The 20,593-nt window shown below is 66.0% G+C and carries 15 protein-coding genes and 1 tRNA gene; 11 read left to right on the forward strand and 5 right to left on the reverse strand.

Features of this window, described 5'->3' with window-relative positions; translation table 11 throughout:
- Window positions 1-2: 2 nt before the first annotated feature.
- From clpX to B447_RS00830, 4 genes are all read left to right on the forward strand, one after another.
- The gene (gene clpX, locus B447_RS00815) at window positions 3-1,271 is read left to right on the forward strand and encodes an ATP-dependent Clp protease ATP-binding subunit ClpX (protein ID WP_002927079.1); all 1,269 of its coding nucleotides are present in this window, start codon (window positions 3-5) and stop codon (window positions 1,269-1,271) included.
- A 108-nt stretch (window positions 1,272-1,379) separates the two neighbouring features.
- Entirely contained in the window at window positions 1,380-3,809 is a 2,430-nt protein-coding gene (gene lon / locus B447_RS00820) for an endopeptidase La (RefSeq protein ID WP_002927077.1), read from the forward strand.
- 193 nt (window positions 3,810-4,002) lie between these two features.
- Window positions 4,003-4,305 (forward strand): HU family DNA-binding protein, encoded by a 303-nt coding sequence (locus tag B447_RS00825; RefSeq protein WP_269745231.1) that lies wholly within the window; start codon window positions 4,003-4,005, stop codon window positions 4,303-4,305.
- Between the two features lie 41 nt (window positions 4,306-4,346).
- Window positions 4,347-4,422 (forward strand) — tRNA-Val (locus B447_RS00830).
- A 67-nt stretch (window positions 4,423-4,489) separates the two neighbouring features.
- Here the strand turns inward: B447_RS00830 and B447_RS00835 are convergent.
- Window positions 4,490-7,396: a crotonase/enoyl-CoA hydratase family protein gene (locus B447_RS00835; RefSeq protein ID WP_002927065.1), complete on the reverse strand. Its 2,907-nt coding sequence runs from the start codon at window positions 7,394-7,396 to the stop codon at window positions 4,490-4,492.
- Between the two features lie 200 nt (window positions 7,397-7,596).
- On the opposite strand from B447_RS00835, the gene B447_RS00840 reads away from it, so the two are divergent.
- Together B447_RS00840 and B447_RS21700 are read left to right on the forward strand one after the other, a co-directional pair.
- The gene (locus B447_RS00840) at window positions 7,597-8,133 is read left to right on the forward strand and encodes a PadR family transcriptional regulator (protein WP_002935645.1); all 537 of its coding nucleotides are present in this window, start codon (window positions 7,597-7,599) and stop codon (window positions 8,131-8,133) included.
- A 283-nt stretch (window positions 8,134-8,416) separates the two neighbouring features.
- The gene (locus B447_RS21700; RefSeq protein ID WP_002935647.1) at window positions 8,417-10,045 is read left to right on the forward strand and encodes a HAMP domain-containing methyl-accepting chemotaxis protein; all 1,629 of its coding nucleotides are present in this window, start codon (window positions 8,417-8,419) and stop codon (window positions 10,043-10,045) included.
- Between the two features lie 18 nt (window positions 10,046-10,063).
- Here the strand turns inward: B447_RS21700 and B447_RS00850 are convergent, their stop codons facing one another.
- The 3 genes from B447_RS00850 to dbpA form a co-directional block, all read right to left on the reverse strand.
- Window positions 10,064-10,900 carry a DUF429 domain-containing protein gene (locus B447_RS00850; RefSeq protein WP_002935654.1) on the reverse strand — a complete coding sequence of 279 codons (837 nt, stop codon included), beginning with the start codon at window positions 10,898-10,900 and terminating at the stop codon, window positions 10,064-10,066.
- A gap of 80 nt (window positions 10,901-10,980) precedes the next feature.
- Window positions 10,981-11,901: a histone deacetylase family protein gene (locus tag B447_RS00855; RefSeq protein WP_002935657.1), complete on the reverse strand. Its 921-nt coding sequence runs from the start codon at window positions 11,899-11,901 to the stop codon at window positions 10,981-10,983.
- A gap of 25 nt (window positions 11,902-11,926) precedes the next feature.
- Window positions 11,927-13,345, reverse strand: a complete 1,419-nt coding sequence (gene dbpA, locus B447_RS00860) for an ATP-dependent RNA helicase DbpA (RefSeq protein WP_002935659.1) — start codon at window positions 13,343-13,345, stop codon at window positions 11,927-11,929.
- A 220-nt stretch (window positions 13,346-13,565) separates the two neighbouring features.
- Here dbpA and B447_RS00865 point away from each other — a divergent pair, with 220 nt between their 5' ends.
- From B447_RS00865 to purT, 5 genes are all read left to right on the forward strand, one after another.
- Window positions 13,566-14,738 (forward strand): M20 aminoacylase family protein, encoded by a 1,173-nt coding sequence (locus tag B447_RS00865; protein ID WP_002935662.1) that lies wholly within the window; start codon window positions 13,566-13,568, stop codon window positions 14,736-14,738.
- A gap of 10 nt (window positions 14,739-14,748) precedes the next feature.
- Window positions 14,749-17,247 carry an ABC transporter permease gene (locus B447_RS00870; protein WP_002935664.1) on the forward strand — a complete coding sequence of 833 codons (2,499 nt, stop codon included), beginning with the start codon at window positions 14,749-14,751 and terminating at the stop codon, window positions 17,245-17,247.
- A 17-nt stretch (window positions 17,248-17,264) separates the two neighbouring features.
- Window positions 17,265-18,473: a DNA recombination protein RmuC gene (locus B447_RS00875; RefSeq protein WP_232431413.1), complete on the forward strand. Its 1,209-nt coding sequence runs from the start codon at window positions 17,265-17,267 to the stop codon at window positions 18,471-18,473.
- A 74-nt stretch (window positions 18,474-18,547) separates the two neighbouring features.
- Window positions 18,548-18,889, forward strand: coding sequence for a hypothetical protein (locus B447_RS00880; protein ID WP_002927048.1), 342 nt, complete (start codon window positions 18,548-18,550; stop codon window positions 18,887-18,889).
- Window positions 18,890-19,141: 252 nt separating this feature from the next.
- Entirely contained in the window at window positions 19,142-20,341 is a 1,200-nt protein-coding gene (gene purT, locus B447_RS00885; protein WP_002935666.1) for a formate-dependent phosphoribosylglycinamide formyltransferase, read from the forward strand.
- A 53-nt stretch (window positions 20,342-20,394) separates the two neighbouring features.
- Here the strand turns inward: purT and B447_RS00890 are convergent.
- Window positions 20,395-20,593, reverse strand: a 199-nt coding sequence (locus B447_RS00890; RefSeq protein ID WP_002935668.1) for a hypothetical protein, incomplete at its 5' end; no start/stop codon positions are given.

The raw sequence follows: 20,593 nt of genomic DNA on the forward strand, positions 1-20,593 counted from the left end.
CAATGTCGGACAAGAAGGCAGGCAGCGAGAAGCTGTTGTACTGCTCGTTCTGCGGCAAGAGCCAGCACGAGGTCCGCAAACTCATCGCAGGCCCCTCGGTCTTCATCTGCGACGAGTGCATCGAGCTCTGCAACGACATCATCCGCGACGAGATCGTTGGCAAGTCCGACCCCGAGGGCGTCAAGGGCTCGCTGCCGACTCCGCGCGAGATCTGCCAGATCCTCGATCAGTACGTGATCGGGCAGGGGCAGGCGAAGCGCAACCTCGCGGTGGCGGTATACAACCATTACAAGCGCCTGCGCCATGTCGAGGCCAAGCAGGACGACGTCGAGCTGGCCAAGAGCAACATCCTGCTGATCGGGCCGACGGGTTCGGGCAAGACGCTGCTCGCGCAGACACTTGCCCGCCTGCTCGACGTGCCCTTCGTGATGGCCGACGCCACGACCCTGACCGAAGCTGGCTATGTCGGTGAGGACGTCGAGAACATCATCCAGAAGCTGCTGCAGAAGTGCGACTACGACGTGGACAAGGCGCAGCAGGGCATCATCTACATCGATGAGATCGACAAGATCTCGCGCAAGGCCGACAACCCTTCGATCACCCGTGACGTTTCGGGCGAAGGCGTGCAGCAGGCCCTGCTCAAGCTCGTCGAGGGCACGGTGGCTTCGATTCCGCCGCAAGGCGGGCGCAAGCACCCGAACCAGGATTTCATCCAGGTCGATACCACCAACGTATTGTTCATCTGCGGTGGCGCCTTCGACGGGCTCGAGAAGGTGATCCGCAACCGTACCGAGAAGGTCGGGATCGGTTTCGGTGCCGAGGTGAAGAGCAAGGACACCAAGAGCCTTACCGACACCTTCCGTCAGGTGGAGCCGGAAGATCTCATCAAGTTCGGTCTCATTCCCGAGCTGATCGGCCGCCTTCCGGTGGTGGCGACACTCCAGGAACTGGATGAAGAGGCACTGATCCAGATCCTCGTCGAGCCGAAGAACGCACTGGTCAAGCAGTACCAGAAGCTGTTCTCGATGGAAGGCGTGGAGCTCGAGATCCGCCCCGCAGCACTGCACGCAGTGGCGCGCAAGGCCATCAAGCGCAAGACGGGGGCGCGCGGTCTGCGCTCCATCCTCGAGGCGGCCCTGCTCGACATCATGTACGACCTGCCGACGCTGGACGGTGTGGAGAAGGTTGTCGTGGACGAATCGACCATCGAGGAAGGTGGCAAGCCGCTCCTGATCTATGCTGATCAGCAGAAGGTGTCGGGAGCCAATTGAGGCTTGATGCCCCGCGCCTTGAGCGCGGGGCCTTTGTTGCAGCCCGCCACTTGAATTCCTGGGGCCCGCCCATAGATGAGCGGAACCCTTTCATGAAGGAAATAAAAAATGCCGGGTCCTGCTGACCTCCCCAAAGAAGCGATTGAATTGCCGCTGTTGCCCTTGCGCGACGTGGTGGTGTTCCCGCACATGGTGATTCCGCTCTTCGTCGGTCGTCCGAAGAGCATCAAGGCACTCGAGAACGCGATGGAGGACGGCAAGAGCATCCTCCTCGTCGCACAAAAGTCGGCCGCCAAGGACGAGCCTGCGGTCGAGGACCTGTATTCGATCGGCTGCATCGCCAACATCCTGCAGATGCTCAAGCTGCCTGATGGCACCATCAAGGTGCTTGTCGAAGGCGTGCAGCGTGCCCATATCGATTCGGTTAGCGACCTGCGCACCGTGTTCGTCGCCACCGCGCGTCCGGTCGTGCCGGTCGAGGCCGGCAACAACGAGCTCGAGGCCATGCGGCGCGCGATCATCGCGCAGTTCGACCAGTACGTTAAGCTCAACAAGAAGATTCCGCCGGAGATCCTCAGCTCGCTGGCTGGCATCGACGAAGCCGGCAGGCTTGCCGACACCATTGCCGCACATCTGCCGCTCAAGCTCGAGCAGAAGCAGGAAGTGCTGGAGATGTTCGATACCGCCGAGCGCCTCGAGCGCCTGCTTTCCCAGTTGGAGGGCGAACTCGACATCCTGCAGGTCGAGAAGCGCATCCGTGGACGCGTCAAGCGCCAGATGGAGAAGAGCCAGCGCGAGTACTACCTGAACGAACAGGTCAAGGCGATCCAGAAGGAACTCGGGGAAGGCGAGGAAGGTGCCGACTTCGAGGAAATGGACAAGAAGATCAAGGCCGCGGGCATGCCCAAGGAGGCGCTCGCCAAGGCCGAGGCCGAGTTCAAGAAGCTGCGTCTGATGTCGCCGATGTCGGCCGAGGCCACGGTGGTACGGAACTACATCGACACGCTTGTCGGTCTGCCCTGGAAGAAGAAGTCGCGCGTCAGCAAGGACCTGGCCGAGGCCGAAACGGTGCTCGACAAGGACCATTATGGCCTCGAGCGCGTAAAGGAACGCATCCTCGAGTACCTTGCCGTGCAACAGCGCGTGGACAAGGTCAAGGCGCCCATCCTGTGCCTGGTCGGACCGCCCGGAGTGGGCAAGACCTCGCTTGGGCAGTCGATTGCCAAGGCCACCAACCGCAAATTCATTCGCATGGCGCTCGGTGGCGTGCGCGACGAAGCCGAGATCCGCGGCCATCGCCGTACCTACATCGGCTCGATGCCGGGCAAGATCCTGCAGAACATGAGCAAGGTCGGGGTGAAGAACCCGCTGTTCCTGCTCGACGAGGTCGATAAGCTCGGCATGGATTTCCGTGGCGATCCGAGTTCCGCGCTGCTCGAAGTGCTGGACCCGGAGCAGAACCACACTTTCCAGGATCACTATGTCGAGGTCGATTTCGACCTGTCCGACGTGATGTTCGTTGCCACGGCAAACACCTTGAACATTCCTGCGGCGCTGCTCGACCGTATGGAGGTCATTCGTCTTTCGGGTTACACCGAGGATGAGAAGGTGAACATCGCCCAGCGTTATTTGCTGCCCAAGCAGATGAAGAACAATGGGCTCAAGCGTGACGAGCTGTCGGTCACCGAGGAAGCAGTACGCGATATCGTGCGTTACTACACGCGCGAAGCGGGTGTGCGTAGTCTCGAGCGCGAGATTTCCAAGGTGTGCCGCAAGGTGGTCAAGCAGTTGGTGCTGCGTAGCCGCAGCACGAAGGTCGTGGTCAATGCCAAGAACCTCGACAAGTTCCTCGGCGTGCGCAAGTACAGCTTCGGTATGGCGGAGAAAGAGAACCAGATCGGCCAGGTCACCGGCCTGGCCTGGACCGAGGTTGGCGGCGAACTGCTGACTGTCGAGGCCGTCCAGCTGCCGGGCAAGGGCAAGGTGGTCACCACCGGCAAACTGGGTGAGGTCATGCAGGAGTCGATCCAGGCGGCGTTGTCTGTGGTGCGCAAGCGCGCTCGGTCGCTCGGGATCGATCCCGATTTCTACCAGAAGAGCGACATTCACATCCACCTGCCGGAAGGGGCGATCCCGAAGGACGGTCCGTCTGCAGGTATTGCGATCTCGACAGCGCTCGTGTCCGTGCTGACTGGGATTCCGGTGCGTTGCGACGTTGCCATGACGGGTGAGATCACGCTGCGTGGCGAGGTCCTTGCGATCGGAGGCCTGAAAGAGAAACTTCTGGCTGCCGTCCGCGGGGGTATCCGCACCGCGCTGATTCCGGAGGAGAACGTGAAGGATCTCGCCGAGATTCCGGACATCATCAAGAACGCGATCGAGATCGTTCCGGTCAAGTGGATCGACCGTGTGCTCGAACTTGCGCTCGAGCGCAAGCCCGAGCCGCTGCCGGAAGGCGATGAGCCGGTGGCGCAGACCGGCGTGACCGGCGAGCATGCAGCGGGTGGATCGGCCGCAGCGAATCTGCGCGCGCACTGAGGCCCCTTGGAGGGGTGGTCGCGGGCCGCTCAGGCCCGCGTCTTCGAAGCCGCAATGTCCGCGAGGGCCTTGCGGCTTCGTCGTTGACAGCGTGGAATTGCGCGCGCTATAACGATCGCAGGTTTGCAAGCCCTGCCGTGCATCAGTGCGTCATGCTGCCCGACGGGCTGTCGGTTCGAGTCCATCGCAGTACCTGATCGCAGCATCCATTCGGAGGGTCCAAGTGAATAAACAAGAACTCATCACAAGCATTGCGGATAAGGCGTCGATGACCAAGGCGGATGCGGCGCGCGCACTCGATGCCACGCTCGCCTCGGTGTCCGAGGCACTCGAGCAAGGCGATACCGTGACCTTGGTCGGTTTCGGTTCGTTTTACGTCGGTGACCGCGCAGCAAGAACCGGACGCAACCCACGCACTGGCAAGAACATCAAGATCAAGGCAGCCAAGGTACCTAAATTCCGCGCTGGTAAAGGGCTCAAAGATGCTGTAAACTAGCAGGCTTTGCAGCTTCGTCATCTGCTCGATGGCGACAGCGCGGGTGCTTAGCTCAGTTGGTAGAGCGTCGCCCTTACAAGGCGAATGTCGGCGGTTCGACCCCGTCAGCACCCACCAGAACTTGCAGGGCCCGGGTATCCCCCGGGCCCTGCCATTTTCGGCTTCGGCTTCGGCTTCGGCGCGCTCAGTCCCTGAACGTCGGTGCCTGACGCGTCATCCCGGCGCGGATCGCAGCCTGCAGGTCTTCGGACATCAGCATTGCGGCGTTCCAGGTTGCAACACGGTCGAGACCGTCGGCGACGCTATGGTCGCGGGCGTAGTTGAGCATGTCCTTGGTGCCGCGGATCGCCAGTGGTGACTTGCTGGCGATTGCGTGGGCGATCTGCAGCACCCCCTCCAGCAGGGCAGAAGGGTTGTCGAAGACCCGATTGACCAAGCCGATGCGCGCAGCCTCCGCGCCGTCCACCTTGCGTCCGGTGTAGGCAAGTTCGCGCACCATGCCGTCGCCTATCAGGCGTGGCAGGCGCTGCAGGCTGCCGACGTCGGCGACCATGCCGAGGTCGATCTCCTTGACCGAGAATTTCGCGTCTGCCGAGCAGTAACGCATGTCGGCGCAGGCGACCAGGTCCACCCCGCCACCGACGCAGGCGCCGTGGATGGCGGCGAGTATCGGTTTGCGGCAGCGCTCAAGACTGCTCAGTGTGTCCTGGAGGTCGATGATGAGATTGCGCAGGTTCTCGCGCGTACGGGCCTCGCAAGCATCCTTCACGCTGGGCAGGATGCTCATCATCATTTGCAGGTCGATCCCCGCGCAGAAGTTGTCGCCTGCACCATGCACCATTGCCACACGCACCGCGGTCGTGCGGTCGACCCATTGCATCGCGGTGCGGATGTCGTGCCACATCTGCAGGTTCATCGCGTTCGCCTTGTCGGGGCGGTTCAGGGTTAGCACGGCCACCTTGCCTTCGATGGCGATGCGCAGGGTATCGAGCTGGGGCAGGGGGATGCTGCGGGTGGCCGCAGCACCAAGTTGGCCAGGCGTTGACGCTGCAGGGGTGAGTGCCGAGCTGTTCTCGATCGTCGCGGCCAGTTCCATCCCCTGCTTGATTGCGCGCTTGGCGTCGAGTTCGGCGGCGACATCGGCGCCACCGATCAGGTGCACCCGCATGCCGGCCTCGAGCAGGGTTGCCTGAAGTTCGCGTTGGGGTTCCTGTCCGGTGCACAGGATCACGTTGTCGACCGGAAAGATCTCGTCCTTGCCGCCGATCGTCACATGCAGGCCAGCGTCGTCGATGCGGTGGTAGGTGACGCCTGGGATCATCTTCACGCCGCGGTTCTTCAGCGCGGTGCGGTGGATCCAGCCGGTGGTCTTGCCCAGGCCCTCGCCGACCTTGCTGGTCTTGCGCTGCAGCAGCACAATCTCACGCGGGGCGGCTTCGAGTTGGGGCGTCATGAGCCCGCCGCGGCGCGCGTAACGTGCATCGATGCCCCATTCGGCAAAGAACTTCGATGCCTCCAGGCTCGGGCTCACGCCTGCGTGGCTGAGGTACTCGGCGACGTCGAAACCGATGCCGCCTGCCCCGAGGATGGCCACGCGGCGGCCGACGGGCTTCTTGTCCCTGAGTACGTCGAGGTAGCCGAGTACCTTGGGATGGTCCACGCCCTCGATGTCGGGCTGGCGGGGAACGATGCCGGTGGCGAGCACCACTTCGTCGAACTTCCCGGCCAACTCGGCGGCGGAGACACGGGTGTTGAGCTTGAGCACGACGCCGGTCTGCTCGATGCGACGGCCGAAGTAGCGTAGCGTCTCCGAGAACTCCTCCTTGCCGGGGATCTGCATCGCGATATTGAACTGCCCGCCGATGCGAGCCCCGGCCTCGAACAGGGTGACCTTGTGGCCACGTTCGGCTGCGGTGGTGGCGAAGGCCAGGCCCGCCGGGCCGGCACCGACTACCGCGATGCTGCGCGACGAGCTGGTGGGCTCGATCACCAGTTCGGTCTCGTGGCAGGCACGCGGATTGACCAGGCAGGAGGTCACCTTGCCGTTGAACGTGTGGTCCAGGCAGGCCTGGTTGCAGGCGATGCAGGTGTTGATGTCGGCGCCGCGCCCGGCGGCCGCCTTGTTCACAAAATCGGGGTCGGCGAGGAAGGGGCGGGCCATCGACACCATGTCCGCCTTACCCTCGGCAAGAATGCCTTCGGCAATCTCGGGTGTGTTGATGCGGTTAGTGGCGATCAACGGAATGCGGACGTGGTCCTTCAGCTTCTGCGTCACCCAGGCGAAGCCAGCGCGTGGCACACAGGTTGCGATGGTGGGGATGCGCGCCTCGTGCCAGCCGATGCCGCTGTTGATGAGCGTGGCACCGGCTGCCTCGATTGCCTGTGCGAGCTGAACGACCTCCTCGAAGTTCGAGCCGTCCTCGATCAGGTCCAGCATCGAAAGCCGGTAGATGATGATGAAGTCGCGCCCGAGGCGCGCGCGCGTTCGACGAACGATCTCGGTGGCGAAGCGAATGCGGTTCTCGTAGGGGCCGCCCCATTCGTCGCTCCGCTTGTTGGTGTGAGCGACGATGAACTCGTTGATCAGATAACCCTCGGAGCCCATGATCTCCACCCCGTCGTAGCCGGCCTCGCGGGCGAGCTCGGCGCAGCGCACGAAATCCTCGATCGTGCGCTCGACATCGGCGGCGGACAGCTCGCGCGGTACGAACGGTGAGATCGGCGCCTGGATCGGGCTGGGTGCGACCAGCTCCGGGTGGTAGGCGTAACGGCCGAAGTGCAGGATCTGCATGGCGATCTTGCCGCCCTCGCGATGGACTGCATCGGTCACCACGCGGTGGCGGGTGGCTTCTTCCGACGTGGTCAGTGTGGCGCCGCCGCTCCATGGCCGGCCCTCGGCGTTGGGGGCGATGCCGCCGGTCACGATCAGGGCTACGCCGCCGCGCACGCGCTCGCCATAGAAGGCAGCCATGCGCTCGAAGCCACCCTCGGTCTCTTCCAGGCCGACGTGCATCGAGCCCATCAGGAAGCGGTTGGGCAGTGTGGTAAAGCCGAGGTCCAGGGGGCGGAACAGGTTCGTGTAGGTGGCCATCGTCTCGCTCGCATTCTTTATGGGTGGGGCTGGTTGCATGGGCGCGTCGTGAATGGCCCGCCCGCCAGAGGGGAGGGAGAAGCGTGCGGGCCGCGGAGGTGTCACGGTACGCCTATGCAACCAGTTGCATTAATGTAGAAGATCCTGCTTAACCATGCAACGCGTTGCATGGTTTGCGATGCGGCGTTTAGACTCGCGCCATGTCGCTCTGCCACGCACTGCTCACTTCGCTGCTCGAACAGCCCTCGTCCGGCTATGAACTGGCACGGCGCTTCGACAAGTCCATCGGCCATTTCTGGCAGGCGACGCACCAGCAGATCTACCGTGAGCTGGGTCGGATGGAAAAGGCAGGCTGGATCCGATCCGACGCCGACCCCGACGCCGGCCGCACCCGCAAGCGCAGTTACACCGTGCTGCCCGCTGGTCGCGAGGAGCTGGCCCGATGGGCTGGCGAGGCTGGGCCCCTGCCTGAGTTGCGCGACGAGTTCATGGTGCGCCTGCGCGCCGATGCCGTGGCCGGACCGTTTGGCTTGCGCCCCGAGCTCGAGCGCCGTCGTTCGCTTCACGCCGACAAACTGCACGCCTACCGTGCCATCGAAGCGCGTGATTTTCCGTCCGAAGCCGAGCCCACGCGCCAGCGCCGCGTCCACCATCTCATCCTCAAGGCCGGCATCCAGTACGAACAGAACTGGATCGCATGGTACGACGAGGCGCTGCAGGCGCTTTCAGAAGACTGAGCGAATGTCATGCACCGGTGCCCGGTCGTTGCTGGCACGCGTGCAGCGCTTGCGGATCGACATCGGGTGGTCGCGGCTGCGGCCGGGCTGCCGGGGCCACGGATTAGGCATGGCAGCGACTCGCTCCGCCTTCACATAAGCGGAAAGTAATAAAATTAAGCTTTTGACCCGGATCAAGGAAGGGTGCTTTCTGTGCCCTTCGAGGTTCCGAGTGCGGAGGCCCTTGAATGAGAGTCTTCGCCATATCAACTCTTCGGGCTGACGCCCGATCGTGAGGCAATGGATGATCGGAACATTCGATCGCAGCGTTAGCGCGCGCCTTCTCCTGCTGGTCGCGGCGCTTGTCGCGGCGCTGCTTGTCGTTGGTGCGCTCGGTATCCGCGGTATGTCGCAAAGCAACACCGGCCTTGAGACGGTGTATCAGGATCGAGTCGTGCCCTTGCGCGATCTGAAGGTGATCGCCGACGTGTACGCGGTCAATATTGTCGATACTGCCCACAAGGTGCGCGACGGCATCATCACTTGGCCGCAGGCGCGAAGGAACCTTGATGAGGCCAACAACACGATCGAACAGAAGTGGCGGGAGTACACCGCGACTTACCTGGTGGACGAGGAGCGGCGGCTGGTCGCGGAGATCGAACCGATGCTGAAGGACTCGGCTGCCGTGCTGGGCCGTCTCAAGGACATTCTCATCAAGGAAGATAGGGCGGCAATTGCCGCCTTCTCGGCCGGCCCGCTCTATCCAACCATCGATCCGATCAGCGAGAAATTCTCGCAACTCATCGATATTCAACTCGATGTGGCCGGCCGGGAGTACCAGCAATCGGCGGCAAGCTACAAGGCGACGCGGAATGCCAACATCGCCATCATCGTCATTGGTCTTGTGGCCGGAATAGGCATGGCCTTGTGGATCGTCCGCTCGATCACTGTGCCCCTGGCCAAGCTGCAGAACACGATCGTCAACGTTGAGTACGGTGGCGATCTCACCCTGCGAGTCGGTGCGGCCGGGAAGGATGAAGTCGGTCGCACTGCGGCCGCCTTCGACAAGATGATGATGAAGATCGCCATCCTCGTCGGCGACATGCGGCAAACCGCCGATGCAATTGCCGCGGCTGCACAGTCCATGGCTACCGTCGGAGCCCAGGTGGAGAAGCGCTCGGGAGCGCAGTCGGAGGCCGTTTCTGCCATTGCAGCTGCGGTTGAACAGACCTCGGTCAGCATCTCGGAAACCGCCAGCAACGCGCGCAACGCGGACGAAACCGCGACGACGGCACGCTCGGATATCGACACGACGCTGGCCGCTGTTCGCGAGGCCACCCAGAACGTTGACACGTTGGCGGGCATGATCGAGGAGGCAAGCAGCGATATCGCTCATCTGGCCGAGAGCTCGCGAAAGATCGACGGTATCGTCAATACGATCAAGGAAATCGCCGACCAGACCAATCTGCTCGCCTTGAACGCAGCGATCGAGGCTGCGCGCGCAGGCGAACAGGGGCGCGGTTTTGCGGTTGTTGCCGATGAGGTGCGCAAGCTTGCCGAGAACACCACCAAGGCTACCGACGAGATCTCCAACCTGATCGGCCGCGTTCAGTCCGAGGTCGATCGCGCGGTGGCGCGCATGCAGCAGGCGAACAAGCGGGCGGGGACGACGCGCGATGGTGTGGTCGCCTCCACTGGCCGGCTCGACGCCGCGAGCGCCAACACGGCGCAGGTGACCGAATCGGTGCGCAGCATCGCGCTCGCCGTCCGCGAGCAGGACGTAGCGGTCCTTGAGGTCGCTCAGCGTATGGAACAGATTGCCCAGATGACGCAGGAAAACACCCTGGCGGCGGGCTCTGCAGCCGAGACCGCGAGACAGCTGGACGGTCTGGCGGGCAAGCTGCACGAGGCGGTGAGCCGGTTCAAGGTCTGACTGGGTAAACGCAAGCGGCTAGCAGCCGGCGATCCATCCTTCCAGCGGGTCCATCCCGGCGGGTAGGCCGAACAGCGGCGGGCCCGCGCGCGCTGCGGCGGCTGCCTGCATCAGGGCGAGTGCGGCATCGAGCAGATCGCCGCTGGCGTCGTTGATCAAGGCTTCGCGCTGTGTCCTTGTCGCATGCAGGCCGCCGGCATCGTCTTTGCCGGCAACGCCTGCTGGTCGAGAACTCAGCGCATCGACGATGCCCTCCCGTGCCGCGCGCCGCTCCGCGGTCTGCCTGCGGCGCTCGTCGCTCTTGTACGACGCAGTGGTGGTGCGCCGGGCGAGCAGTCCGGGGTAGGCCTCGATGGCCACGCGCTGTGGGTCGCCGTCATGCAGGCCGGGCAGATGTACGCCTGCGGCGAGCAGGCGGGCTGCGCCTTCCAGGAACATCAGCCCCACCGGTGGGTTGACCAGCTTGAGTGGGCTGTGGGAACGCGCAGGCAGGTCGGTGGCACGGTGGGCGTAGCGCTGGCCGACGGGGCGTGACTCGCGGTAAGCGTCCAGTGCGGCGCGAAAGCCTGGCTTGCCGAGGTCTGCACAGTGGCGTACCAGTGCCGGCCAGCCCTGCGGCCAGCCGAGGTCGATCACGGCTTCGCGTGGCAGGCCGAAGGGAAAGTCGAAGGCGCCCAGCCAGGGACCAGGGCGCGCCAGCACGGCTTCGAAGGAGGGCCAGTCCTCGCACCATTCGAAATGGTCGAGCGTCACACGCGCACCGGCCAGGTGGCCGTGGGCGACAGTGATCGGCTTGGCCCGGCGGGGCGCGGAGGTGAAGTCGACGCCGAGCAGCCTGAGCGCAGGTAGTGTCACGGGCAGTTTCCTGTTGAGTGTGCAGACCGGTCGGCCGGGTTGAAGCCATGGCTATGGCTGACGCAAGGGGCCGGACCGGCTCAGCGGCGCCCGCCGAAGATGCGCGCCGCGGTGTGCACGGTGTTGAAATGTACCGTCACCGTGTCCTCGATCGGCTGCGCATAGCCGCCTGCCATCGCCACCGCAACCGGCACGCCGGCTGCCCGGCAGGTGCCGAGTACGCGTTCGTCACGGGTCTTCAGCCCTTCGATGCTGAGCGCCAGGCGGCCCAGGCGGTCGCCTGCGTAGGGGTCGGCGCCGGCGAGGTAGATCACCAGTTCGGGGCGCGCGTGGTTGAACACGGTGTCGAGCGCATCGTCGAGCGCGGCGAGGTAGTCCTCGTCGCCGGTGTCGTCGGCCAGTTCGATATCGAGGTCGCTCGCCTGCTTGCGGAAAGGGAAGTTCTTCGCGCCATGCAGGCTGCAAGTGAAGATCTCGGGTGAGTCGGCGAGGATGGTGGCTGTGCCGTCGCCCTGATGAACGTCGCAGTCGACGATGGCGACGCGGCGGACGCGGCCTTCGGCGCGCATCGCCAGTGCGGCGATGGCGGCGTCGTTGAACACGCAGAAGCCCGAGCCAAAGTCGCGGTGTGCGTGGTGGGTGCCGCCGGCCAGGTTGGCGGCGCAGGCGCTGCCGCCCTCGCCATCGAGCGCACTGCGGCAAGCAGCGAGCGTGGCCCCGGCCGAGCGGCGCGAGCGCTCGACCATCGCGGCAGCCCACGGAAAGCCGATGCGCCGCACCTCGGCTGCGTCCAGCGTGCCGGCCGCAACCCTCGCCAGGTAGCCGGCGTCGTGGGCGCGCAGGATCTCGGTGTCGCTCGCCGCGGCGGGCACGCGGAAGTCGTTTTCGGCAAAAAAACCGCTGTCGCGCAGGCGTTGGCGCAGCAGTGCGTATTTCTCCATCGGAAAGCGGTGCCCGTCGGGCAAGGGCAGGACGAAATGATCCGCGTAGTAGAGCTTCAAGATGACTGGCGTCCGGCTGAAGGGTTCAGATCTCGAGTGCGCGCACCTTCACCTTCTTTCCCTTGAGCTTGCCGGCCGACAGGCGACGGACCGCCTCGCCTGCGATCGTGCGCTCGACGGCGACATAGGTCGTCTGGTCGGTGACGGTGATCTTGCCCACCTGCTCGCGGCTGAAGCCAGCCTCGCCGGTGAGCGCGCCGAGCACGTCGGCGGGGCGGATCTTATCCTTACGTCCGCCCAGGATCAGTAGCGTCACCATCGGCGCCGGCACGGGCAGGCTTCCGTCCTCGGGCAGCTCGTCAAGCGCGTGCCACTCGGGTTCGAAGCCCATGGCCTGTGCAATGCCTGTGATGCGGCGCTTGTCCGCGCTGCTGCACAGGCTCAGCGCCCAGCCGTCCTCGTCGCCGCGGCCGGTGCGGCCGATACGGTGGATGTGGATCTCGGGGTCGGGGGTGACATCGACGTTGATCACCGCTTCGAGCTGGGCAATGTCCAGCCCGCGTGCGGCGACGTCGGTGGCGACCAGCACCGAGCAACTCCGGTTGGCGAACTGGATCAGCACCTGATCGCGCTCGCGCTGCTCGAGTTCGCCGTTCAGGGCCAGGGCGGCGAAGCCTTGGGCGCGCAGCAGATCGACCAACTCGCGGCATTGCTGACGCGTGTTGCAGAAAGCCAGCGCGCTGGCGGGGCGGTAGTGGCGCAGCAGGCGGGCGACCGCCTGCAGGCGCGCCGGATGCTCGATCTCGTAGAAGCGTTGGCGGATCTTGTTGCCCGCATGCTGCTCGAGCAGTTTCACCTCCTGTGGAGTGCGCAGGAAGCGTGCGGCCAGGGTGGCGATGCCTTCGGGGTAGGTGGCGGAGAACAACAGAGTCTGCCGTGCCGAGGGGCAGCGGCTGGCGATGAAGGCGATGTCGTCGTGGAAGCCCATGTCCAGCATGCGGTCGGCCTCGTCCAGCACCAGGGTGCTGAGCTCGTCAAGCACGAGGCTGCCGCGTTGAAGGTGGTCCATGATTCGTCCGGGCGTGCCGACAACAACATGGGCGCCGTGCTCCAGGCTGTCGCGCTGGGGCCGCATCGGCGTGCCGCCGCACAGCGGCAACACCTTTATGTTGGCTTCGAAGCGCGCCAGGCGGCGGATCTCCTGCGTGACCTGGTCGGCCAGCTCGCGCGTCGGGCACAGTACCATGGCCTGCACGGCGAGCTTGCGCACGTCCAGCCGGGCCAGCAGCGGCAGGGCGAAGGCTGCGGTCTTGCCGCTGCCGGTCTTGGCCTGGGCGATGAGGTCGTGCCCGGCAAGCGCAAGCGGCAGGCTGGCGGCCTGGATCGGGGTCATCGTGCGGTAGTCGAGCTGGCGGAGGGTGTCCAGCATCGCTGGGGCGAGTGGGAGGCTGTCGAAGGGCAGGTCGGAGGCCGCGGCGGGGAGCCCGGCGGAAGGGGTGGTCATCTCGTTCATGCGCGATTATCGGTCCTGAAGCGCGATAGTCAGCAGAAATGTTGCCGGGTCGCCAGTCTGCAGCCGCGGTTGCTGCAGGTGCGGGAACTTCGCCTTCGCGCCGGCTTCAGACCGCGAAAGCAAGGCAAAGTGCGCGCCGCGCAAGCCGCCGTCCCGTCCGCCTGTAATACACTCGGACACCCGCAACGACCCACAACGATACGGTGCAGCCATGAGCCTCATCGAAAGTGTACGCCCCCTTCAGGACAAGCTGACCGCCATACGGCGCGATATCCATGCCCATCCCGAGCTCGCCTTCGAGGAGCACCGCACGGCCGAGCTCGTCGCGCGCCAGCTCGAGGCGCTCGGCATAGAGGTTCATCGTGGCATCGGGGGTACGGGTGTGGTCGGCGTGGTGCGTGGCGGGCGTGGTCTGCGCGCGATCGGCCTGCGTGCCGACATGGACGCCCTGCCGATCACCGAGCGTAACGAGTTCGCACACAAGTCAACCGTACAGGGCTGCATGCACGCCTGCGGCCATGACGGCCACACCACGATGCTGCTCGGCGCGGCCGAGGCGCTGGCTGCGCGGCGTGACTTTGACGGAACCGTCTACCTGATTTTTCAGCCTGCCGAGGAGGGCGAGGGCGGGGCACCGGCGATGATCGCCGACGGCCTGTTCGAGCGCTTCCCGATGGAGGCCGTGTTCGGCATGCACAACTGGCCGGGCATGGAGGCGGGCAGCTTCGCCATCCACAGCGGTCCGGTGATGGCGAGCGCAGACCGCTTCGACATTCGCTTCACCGGTGTCGGCGCACATGCGGCCATGCCGCATCTGGGGGTCGATCCCGTAGTGGCGGGTGCGGCCTTCGTGCAGGCCGCGCAGACCCTGGTCAGCCGGGTGCTCGACCCGATCGATGCCGGCGTGGTGTCGGTCACGCAGTTCCACGCCGGCGAGGCCTACAACGTGATTCCCGACCGCGCCGAGCTGTGCGGTACGGTACGCACCTTCTCCGCCGCGGTGCGCGACCGCCTGGAGCAGGGGTTGCGCCAGGTTGCCGAGGGTATTGCGGCGAGCCATGGCGTGGAGGTGGAGTTCCAGTTCCGCCGCGGTTACCCGCCGACGATCAACACCGCCGCCGAGGCCGCGCTGTGCGCCGAGGCTGCGTGTGCGGTGGCGGGGCCAGAGCGCGTGTTCACCGACCGCCGACCGAGCATGGGTGCGGAGGATTTCGCCTACTTCCTGCAGGAGAAGCCAGGCGCCTATGTGTGGATCGGTAACGGCCCGGGTGAGGGTGGCTGCATGCTGCACAACCCGCATTACGACTTCAACGACGAGGTGATGCCGGCGGGCGTTGCCTATTGGTGCGAGCTGGCGCGGCGTCTGCTCGGCAACGCGAAGTGAGGCCGGCGACATGATGCGTTCCCTGCTGCTCGCTGCTCGCATGATGCTGCGCGACCTGCGCGCAGGCGAACTGCACCTGCTCGGGCTGGCGATCGTGATCGCGGTGGCAAGCCTGACCAGCGTTGGCTTCCTGGCTGACCGCGTCGGTCGTGCGCTCGACCGCGAGGCCAACCAGTTGCTCGGCGGCGATCTCCTGCTGCGTGCCGACCGGCCGTGGCCGGCGGCGTTTGCCGACGAGGCGCGCGACCGTGGCTTGCAGGTCGCCACCACCGTGCTGTTCACCAGCATGGCGAGCACAGAGGAAACCGCGGCGCTGGCCGGCGTCAAGGTGGTGGAGGATGGCTACCCGCTGCGTGGCGCCATCCGTATCGCAGCGGGTCCCAACCAGGACGATGCCGTCGCGGGCAGGGTGCCGGCGCCGGGCGAGCTGTGGTTGGACGAGCGCCTGTTCGCCGAGCTTGGGGTCAAGGTCGGCGACGTGGTCGGCATGGGCGAGCTGGCGTTCCGCGTCGGCGCCATGGTGAGCTTCGAGTCCGACCGTGGCGCCAACTTCTTCAGCCTGCTGCCGCGGGCGATCTTCAACCTGGACGAACTCGAGCGCACCGGCCTGATCGCCGAGGGCAGCCGTGCCACCTGGCGCCTGCACGTTGCTGGCGAGCAGACCACGGTCGACGCCTATGAACGCTGGGCGCGCGACAACCTGGGGCGCGGGCAGGCGGTGGAGACGGTGGAGAACGCCCGCCCCGAAGTGCGCGCGGCACTCGACCAGGCGCAGCGCTTCCTGCGCCTCGCGGCCTTGCTGGCAGTGATCCTCGCCGCGGTAGCAGTCGGCTTGTCCGCGCGCCGCTTCATGGCACGCCACCTCGATGGCTGCGCGGTGATGCGCGTGCTCGGCGCGCGCCAGGCACAGGTGCTTGGCATCGTCGTCGGCGAGTTCCTGATCTTCGGCCTGGCTGCAGCGCTGGCCGGTACCGCCTTGGGCTGGAGCGTGCAATGGGGGCTGGCGGGCGGCCTGCGCGAGATCCTCGCCACCGAGCTGCCGGCGCCCTCCTTGCTGCCGATCGCGCATGGACTGGCGGTCGGCATGGCGCTGCTGGCAGGTTTCGTGCTGCCCCAGCTGCTGCGCCTGCACAAGGTCAGCACACTGAGGGTACTGCGCCGCGAGTTCGACATCGCCGAGCCACTCTCGGGCGCGGCCTGGGCCTTCGGGCTGGCGGCCTTGCTCGGGTTGATCTTCTGGATCGCCGCCGATATGCGGCTTGGCCTGATGGTCGCACTCGGCTTTGCGCTCGCGCTCGGCGTGTTCGCGCTTGCGGCGTGGTGGGTGCTGCACCTGGCCGGGCGGCTGAAGGGGCAGGGCAGCCTGCGTGGCGGCGGCTGGCGTTACGGTGTGGCTGCGCTCGGCCGGCGCATGGGCGGCAGCGTCGTGCAGGCGGCGGCGCTCGGCCTGGGCATGACCGCGCTGCTGTTGCTGACCCTGGTGCGCGGCGACCTGCTCGACAACTGGCGCGCCATGGCGCCGGCGGATGCGCCCAACCGCTTCGTCATCAACATCCAGCCCGACCAGCGTCAGGGCGTGGCCGCGTTGTTCGGTGCCGAGGGGCTGCCCGAGCCGGCGATTCAGCCGATGATCCGTGGCCGCATGGTCGCCATCAACGGCACGCCGATCGCGCCCGAGGCGTTTGAGGACCAGCGCACCCGGCGGCTGGCAGAGCGCGAGTTCAACCTGTCCTATGCTGCCGCGCTGCCGGACGCCAACGTGGTCAGCGCCGGGCGCTGGCATGGCGCTGCGCGCGAGCCGCAGTTCTCGGTCGAAGTCGGCCTGGCGCAGACCTTCGGGCTCAAGCTCGGCGACCGCGTGACCTTCGAGATTGCCGGTGAGCGCGTCGAGGCTCCGATCACCAGCGTGCGCACGCTGGAGTGGGATTCGATGCGGGTCAATTTCTTCTTCATCGCCTCAGAGGGGCTGCTCGAGACGTATCCCGCCAGCCTGATCACCAGCTTCCATCTGCCCGCCGAGCGCCACGATTTCACCACCCGGCTGATCAGCGCCTTCCCCAACCTCACCGTGATCGACATCGCCGCGGTGGTCGCCCAGGTGCAGTCGATGACTGACAAGCTGATCCTGATCGTGCAGTTCGTGTTCGGCTTTGCGGTGCTGGCGGGACTGGTGGTGCTGTATGCGGCCCTGCAGTCGACCCACGACGAGCGCGAGTACGAGCTCGCCATGCTGCGCACGCTGGGCGCGCGCAACCGCCAGGTTCGCCAGGCCTTGCTCGCCGAGTTCCTCGTGCTCGGCAGCGTGGCGGGCATACTCGCGGGCGTGGGGGCGAGCGCGATCGGCTGGCTGCTCGCCGAGCAGGTTTTCCGCATGGCCTATGTCCCTGCGCTGGCGCCGGTCGTGGTGGCCGTGCTGCTGGGCACGGCTGGCGTGGTGGCCGGCGGCTGGCTGGGTACGCGCAAGCTGCTGTCGCGCCCGCCGCTGGCCAGCTTGCGTGCGCTGGCCTGAGGAGCGCGGGCTTGCAGATCGGGACGTTGACGCTGACCCAGGCGGAGATGCTGCTGGGTGGTTTGTTGCTGCTGGCGCTGATTGCGCTGGCGTGGTTGCTGGCGCGCAGCTTCGGCAGCGAGCGCCGCTTGCAGGGCGAGCTGTCCGAGGTGCTTGCCGAACAGCTCGAGCAGCGCCTAGGCGCGCAGCACCGCGAGATCCTGCGTGATCTGCATGAGGGTCTGGCGCGCCAGACCGATCGCATCGGCGAGCACGCCCGTGCCGACCGCGAACTGCTGCAGCGCGGGCTTACAGCCGCCTCCATGCAGTTGTCGCGCGGCATGCAGGCGTTGACGCAGAGCGTCGACGGCCGCCTCGACACCTTGTCGGGCCAGGTCAGCCAGCGCCTGGACGAGGGCTTTCGCAAGACCAATGAGACCTTCGCCAGCGTGATGGCGCGCCTGGCCACCATCGACGAAGCGCAGAAGAAGATCGACGGCCTGACCACCAACGTGGTCAGCCTGCAGGCGCTGCTCGGCGACAAGCGCGCCCGCGGCGCCTTCGGCGAGGTCCAGCTCGAGGCCCTGGTGCAGAACATCCTGCCGCCCGATGCCTTTGCCTTCCAGGCAGCGCTGCCCAATGGCAGCCGTGTCGATTGCCTGCTCAGCCTGCCGGCGCCGACCGGGGATGTAGCAGTGGATGCCAAGTTCCCGCTGGAGAACTACCAGCGCATGTTCGATGCAGATGCGGGCGGGCTGGAGCGGCGCGCCGCGCAGACCGCCTTCCGCGCCGATGTGCGTCGCCATATCGACGCCATTGCCGACAAATACATCCTGCCCGGGGTGACCTCGGACGGTGCGGTGATGTTCCTGCCCGCCGAGGCGGTGTTCGCCGAGATCCATGCCTACCACCCCGAGCTCGTCGCCCACGCCCAGCAGCGCCGGGTGTGGATCGTGTCGCCGACCACGCTGATGGCGGTCCTCAACACCGCGCGTGCCGTGCTCAAGGACGTCGAGACGCGCAAGCAGATCCACGTCATCCAGGACGCGCTCGGCAAGCTGGCGAAGGATTTTCACCGCTTCGACGAGCGCATGGCGGCGCTCGCCCGCCACATCGAGCAGGCCAGCCGCGACGTGCAGGACGTGCAGACCTCCAGCCGCAAGATCAGTGCGCACTTCCAGAAGATCGAGTCGGTGCAGCTTGAAGATGGCGAGACTGGGGAGGCTGGCGGGGGCCGCCAAACTTGACCTCGAACAGGGAATGCGGAGCAGCCTTCCGCTAAGGTCGGCGGGGTCAAGAACCCGCCCGGATTGCCCTCACGATGTCTGACTTCCCTCTGCCGGTCCTCTTCATCATGGCTGTGTTCTTCTCCATGTGGATGATCATGCGCGTTTTTCACAAGCACGAGAAAGCCAAGCGCGCGCTCCCCGAGCTTGACGTTTACCTGCAGGCGCACGGCCAGGCGGAGCCCTCGTGTCACGCCTGCGGGGCTGTCGATCTCAAGGAGGAAGGCCTTAGCCACGGCAAGGACAGCCAGCGCTTCGTGTCCTGCGCCAAGTGCAAGGCCCTGCTGTACCGCTTCGAGCGCCCTCAGGCTGCCGAGGAGGCTGTGCCCGTCGATGCCCACTGGGGGCCGCTCGATTCGGCCGAGCGTCGCGAGTAGGGCAATCGCAGCGCGCAGGGTCTTTTTTTTGCGCTGGGTATGCGCTGCGCGTCGCCTTTAACCCCTCGCGGCTCGCGCCGCTCCCACAGCAAAGCCAAATGCACGATGCGTCCCGTGTAGGAGCGGCGCAAGCCGCGAGCTTTCGAGCGCGGCGCCTCTGTTGCAGAGCCTCGCAGCCGGCGCAGATTCCACGTGCCTGAACGCGTGGCGTATTAACATGCGGCGTTCCCCATACCGACAAGGAGAGCCCGCATGGACCTCGGTACCCCGCTTTCACCCTCCGCGTTGCGCGTGATGCTGCTCGGCGCCGGCGAGCTCGGCAAGGAGGTGATCATCGCCCTGCAGCGCCTGGGCGTCGAAGTCATCGCCGTCGATCGCTACGCCAACGCACCCGGCCATCAGGTCGCCCATCGTGCCCATGTGATCCCGATGACCGACGGCGCGGCCCTGCGTGCGCTGATCGAGCAGGAGCGCCCGCACCTGGTCGTACCGGAGATCGAGGCCATCGCGACCGACATGCTCGCCGAGATCGAGGCCGCCGGCCTCGCCGAGGTCATTCCCACGGCGCGCGCCACCCAGCTCACCATGAACCGCGAGGGCATCCGCCGCCTGGCTGCCGAGACCCTCGGCCTGCCCACCTCGCCTTACCGCTTCGCTGATTCGCTCGACGAGTTGCAGGCTGCAATCGACGGCGGCATCGGCTATCCCTGCATCGTCAAGCCGGTGATGTCGTCCTCGGGCAAGGGGCAGTCGCTGCTGCGCGGGCCGGACGACGTGAAGAAGGCCTGGGACCATGCCGCGGCCGGCGGTAGGGTCAATCAGGGGCGCGTCATCGTCGAAGGCTTCATCGACTTCGAGTACGAGATCACCCTGCTCACGGTGCGTGCCCGTGATGCCGGCGGCGAGGTCCGCACCTACTTCTGCGAGCCGATCGGCCATGTGCAGGTGGCGGGCGACTACGTCGAGTCGTGGCAGCCGCAGGCGATGAGCCCGGCGGCGCTGGCGCGCTCACAAGAGATCGCCGCTGTGGTCACGGGCAACCTGGGCGGACGCGGGCTGTTCGGCGTCGAGCTGTTCGTGCGCGGCGATCAGGTGTGGTTCTCCGAAGTGAGCCCACGGCCGCACGATACCGGCCTGGTCACGCTGTGCTCGCAGCGCTTCTCCGAGTTCGAGCTCCACGCACGTGCCATCCTCGGTTTGCCGGTGGATACCGCGCTGCGCGAGCCGGGTGCGTCGGCGGTGATCTACGGCGGCGTCGATGCCGGGGCGCTGCGCTACGAGGGCGTCGCCGAGGCGCTCGCCGTGCCGCGCAGCGACCTGCGCCTGTTCGGCAAGCCCGAGTCCTTCGTCAAGCGCCGCATGGGCGTCGCAGTCGCCAACGGCGCGGACGTCGAGGAGGCGCGTGCGCGCGCCAAGCGGGCAGCGGGCAGGGTCAGGCCGGTCGCGGGCTGAGCGGCCAGCGCCTGGCGCGTTTATGCATGCGGCTGGCTTGCGCTGTGGCTGTGTCAGGGTGGGCTTGCAAACGCCTCGATGAGCAGCGGCGTGATGGCGTGCATGGGGCCGAAAGGCGTCGCTGGCGGCACCAGGCCAGGGACAAAGCCTGCGGCCTCGAAAGGCGCCAACAGCCTGCGATTGTGGCTGACGATGTGGATGGGCACGTCCCATGGCTGATTCGGGCCGGTGACCGAGCCGATCGGCTGGTGG

The organism is Thauera sp. 27, assembly GCF_000310125.2.
GTDB classification, from domain to species: domain Bacteria; phylum Pseudomonadota; class Gammaproteobacteria; order Burkholderiales; family Rhodocyclaceae; genus Thauera; species Thauera mechernichensis.

What these genes read in the sequence shown, in the direction of transcription:
- clpX (WP_002927079.1), top strand. Translation starts at nt 3, where the DNA reads ATGTCGGACAAGAAGGCAGGCAGCGAGAAGCTGTTGTACTGCTCGTTC.
- lon (WP_002927077.1), top strand. Translation starts at nt 1,380, where the DNA reads ATGCCGGGTCCTGCTGACCTCCCCAAAGAAGCGATTGAATTGCCGCTG.
- B447_RS00835 (WP_002927065.1), bottom strand. Translation starts at nt 7,396, where the DNA reads ATGGCCACCTACACGAACCTGTTCCGCCCCCTGGACCTCGGCTTTACC.
- B447_RS00840 (WP_002935645.1), top strand. Translation starts at nt 7,597, where the DNA reads ATGTCGCTCTGCCACGCACTGCTCACTTCGCTGCTCGAACAGCCCTCG.
- B447_RS21700 (WP_002935647.1), top strand. Translation starts at nt 8,417, where the DNA reads ATGATCGGAACATTCGATCGCAGCGTTAGCGCGCGCCTTCTCCTGCTG.
- dbpA (WP_002935659.1), bottom strand. Translation starts at nt 13,345, where the DNA reads ATGACCACCCCTTCCGCCGGGCTCCCCGCCGCGGCCTCCGACCTGCCC.
- B447_RS00865 (WP_002935662.1), top strand. Translation starts at nt 13,566, where the DNA reads ATGAGCCTCATCGAAAGTGTACGCCCCCTTCAGGACAAGCTGACCGCC.
- B447_RS00870 (WP_002935664.1), top strand. Translation starts at nt 14,749, where the DNA reads ATGATGCGTTCCCTGCTGCTCGCTGCTCGCATGATGCTGCGCGACCTG.
- B447_RS00880 (WP_002927048.1), top strand. Translation starts at nt 18,548, where the DNA reads ATGTCTGACTTCCCTCTGCCGGTCCTCTTCATCATGGCTGTGTTCTTC.
- purT (WP_002935666.1), top strand. Translation starts at nt 19,142, where the DNA reads ATGGACCTCGGTACCCCGCTTTCACCCTCCGCGTTGCGCGTGATGCTG.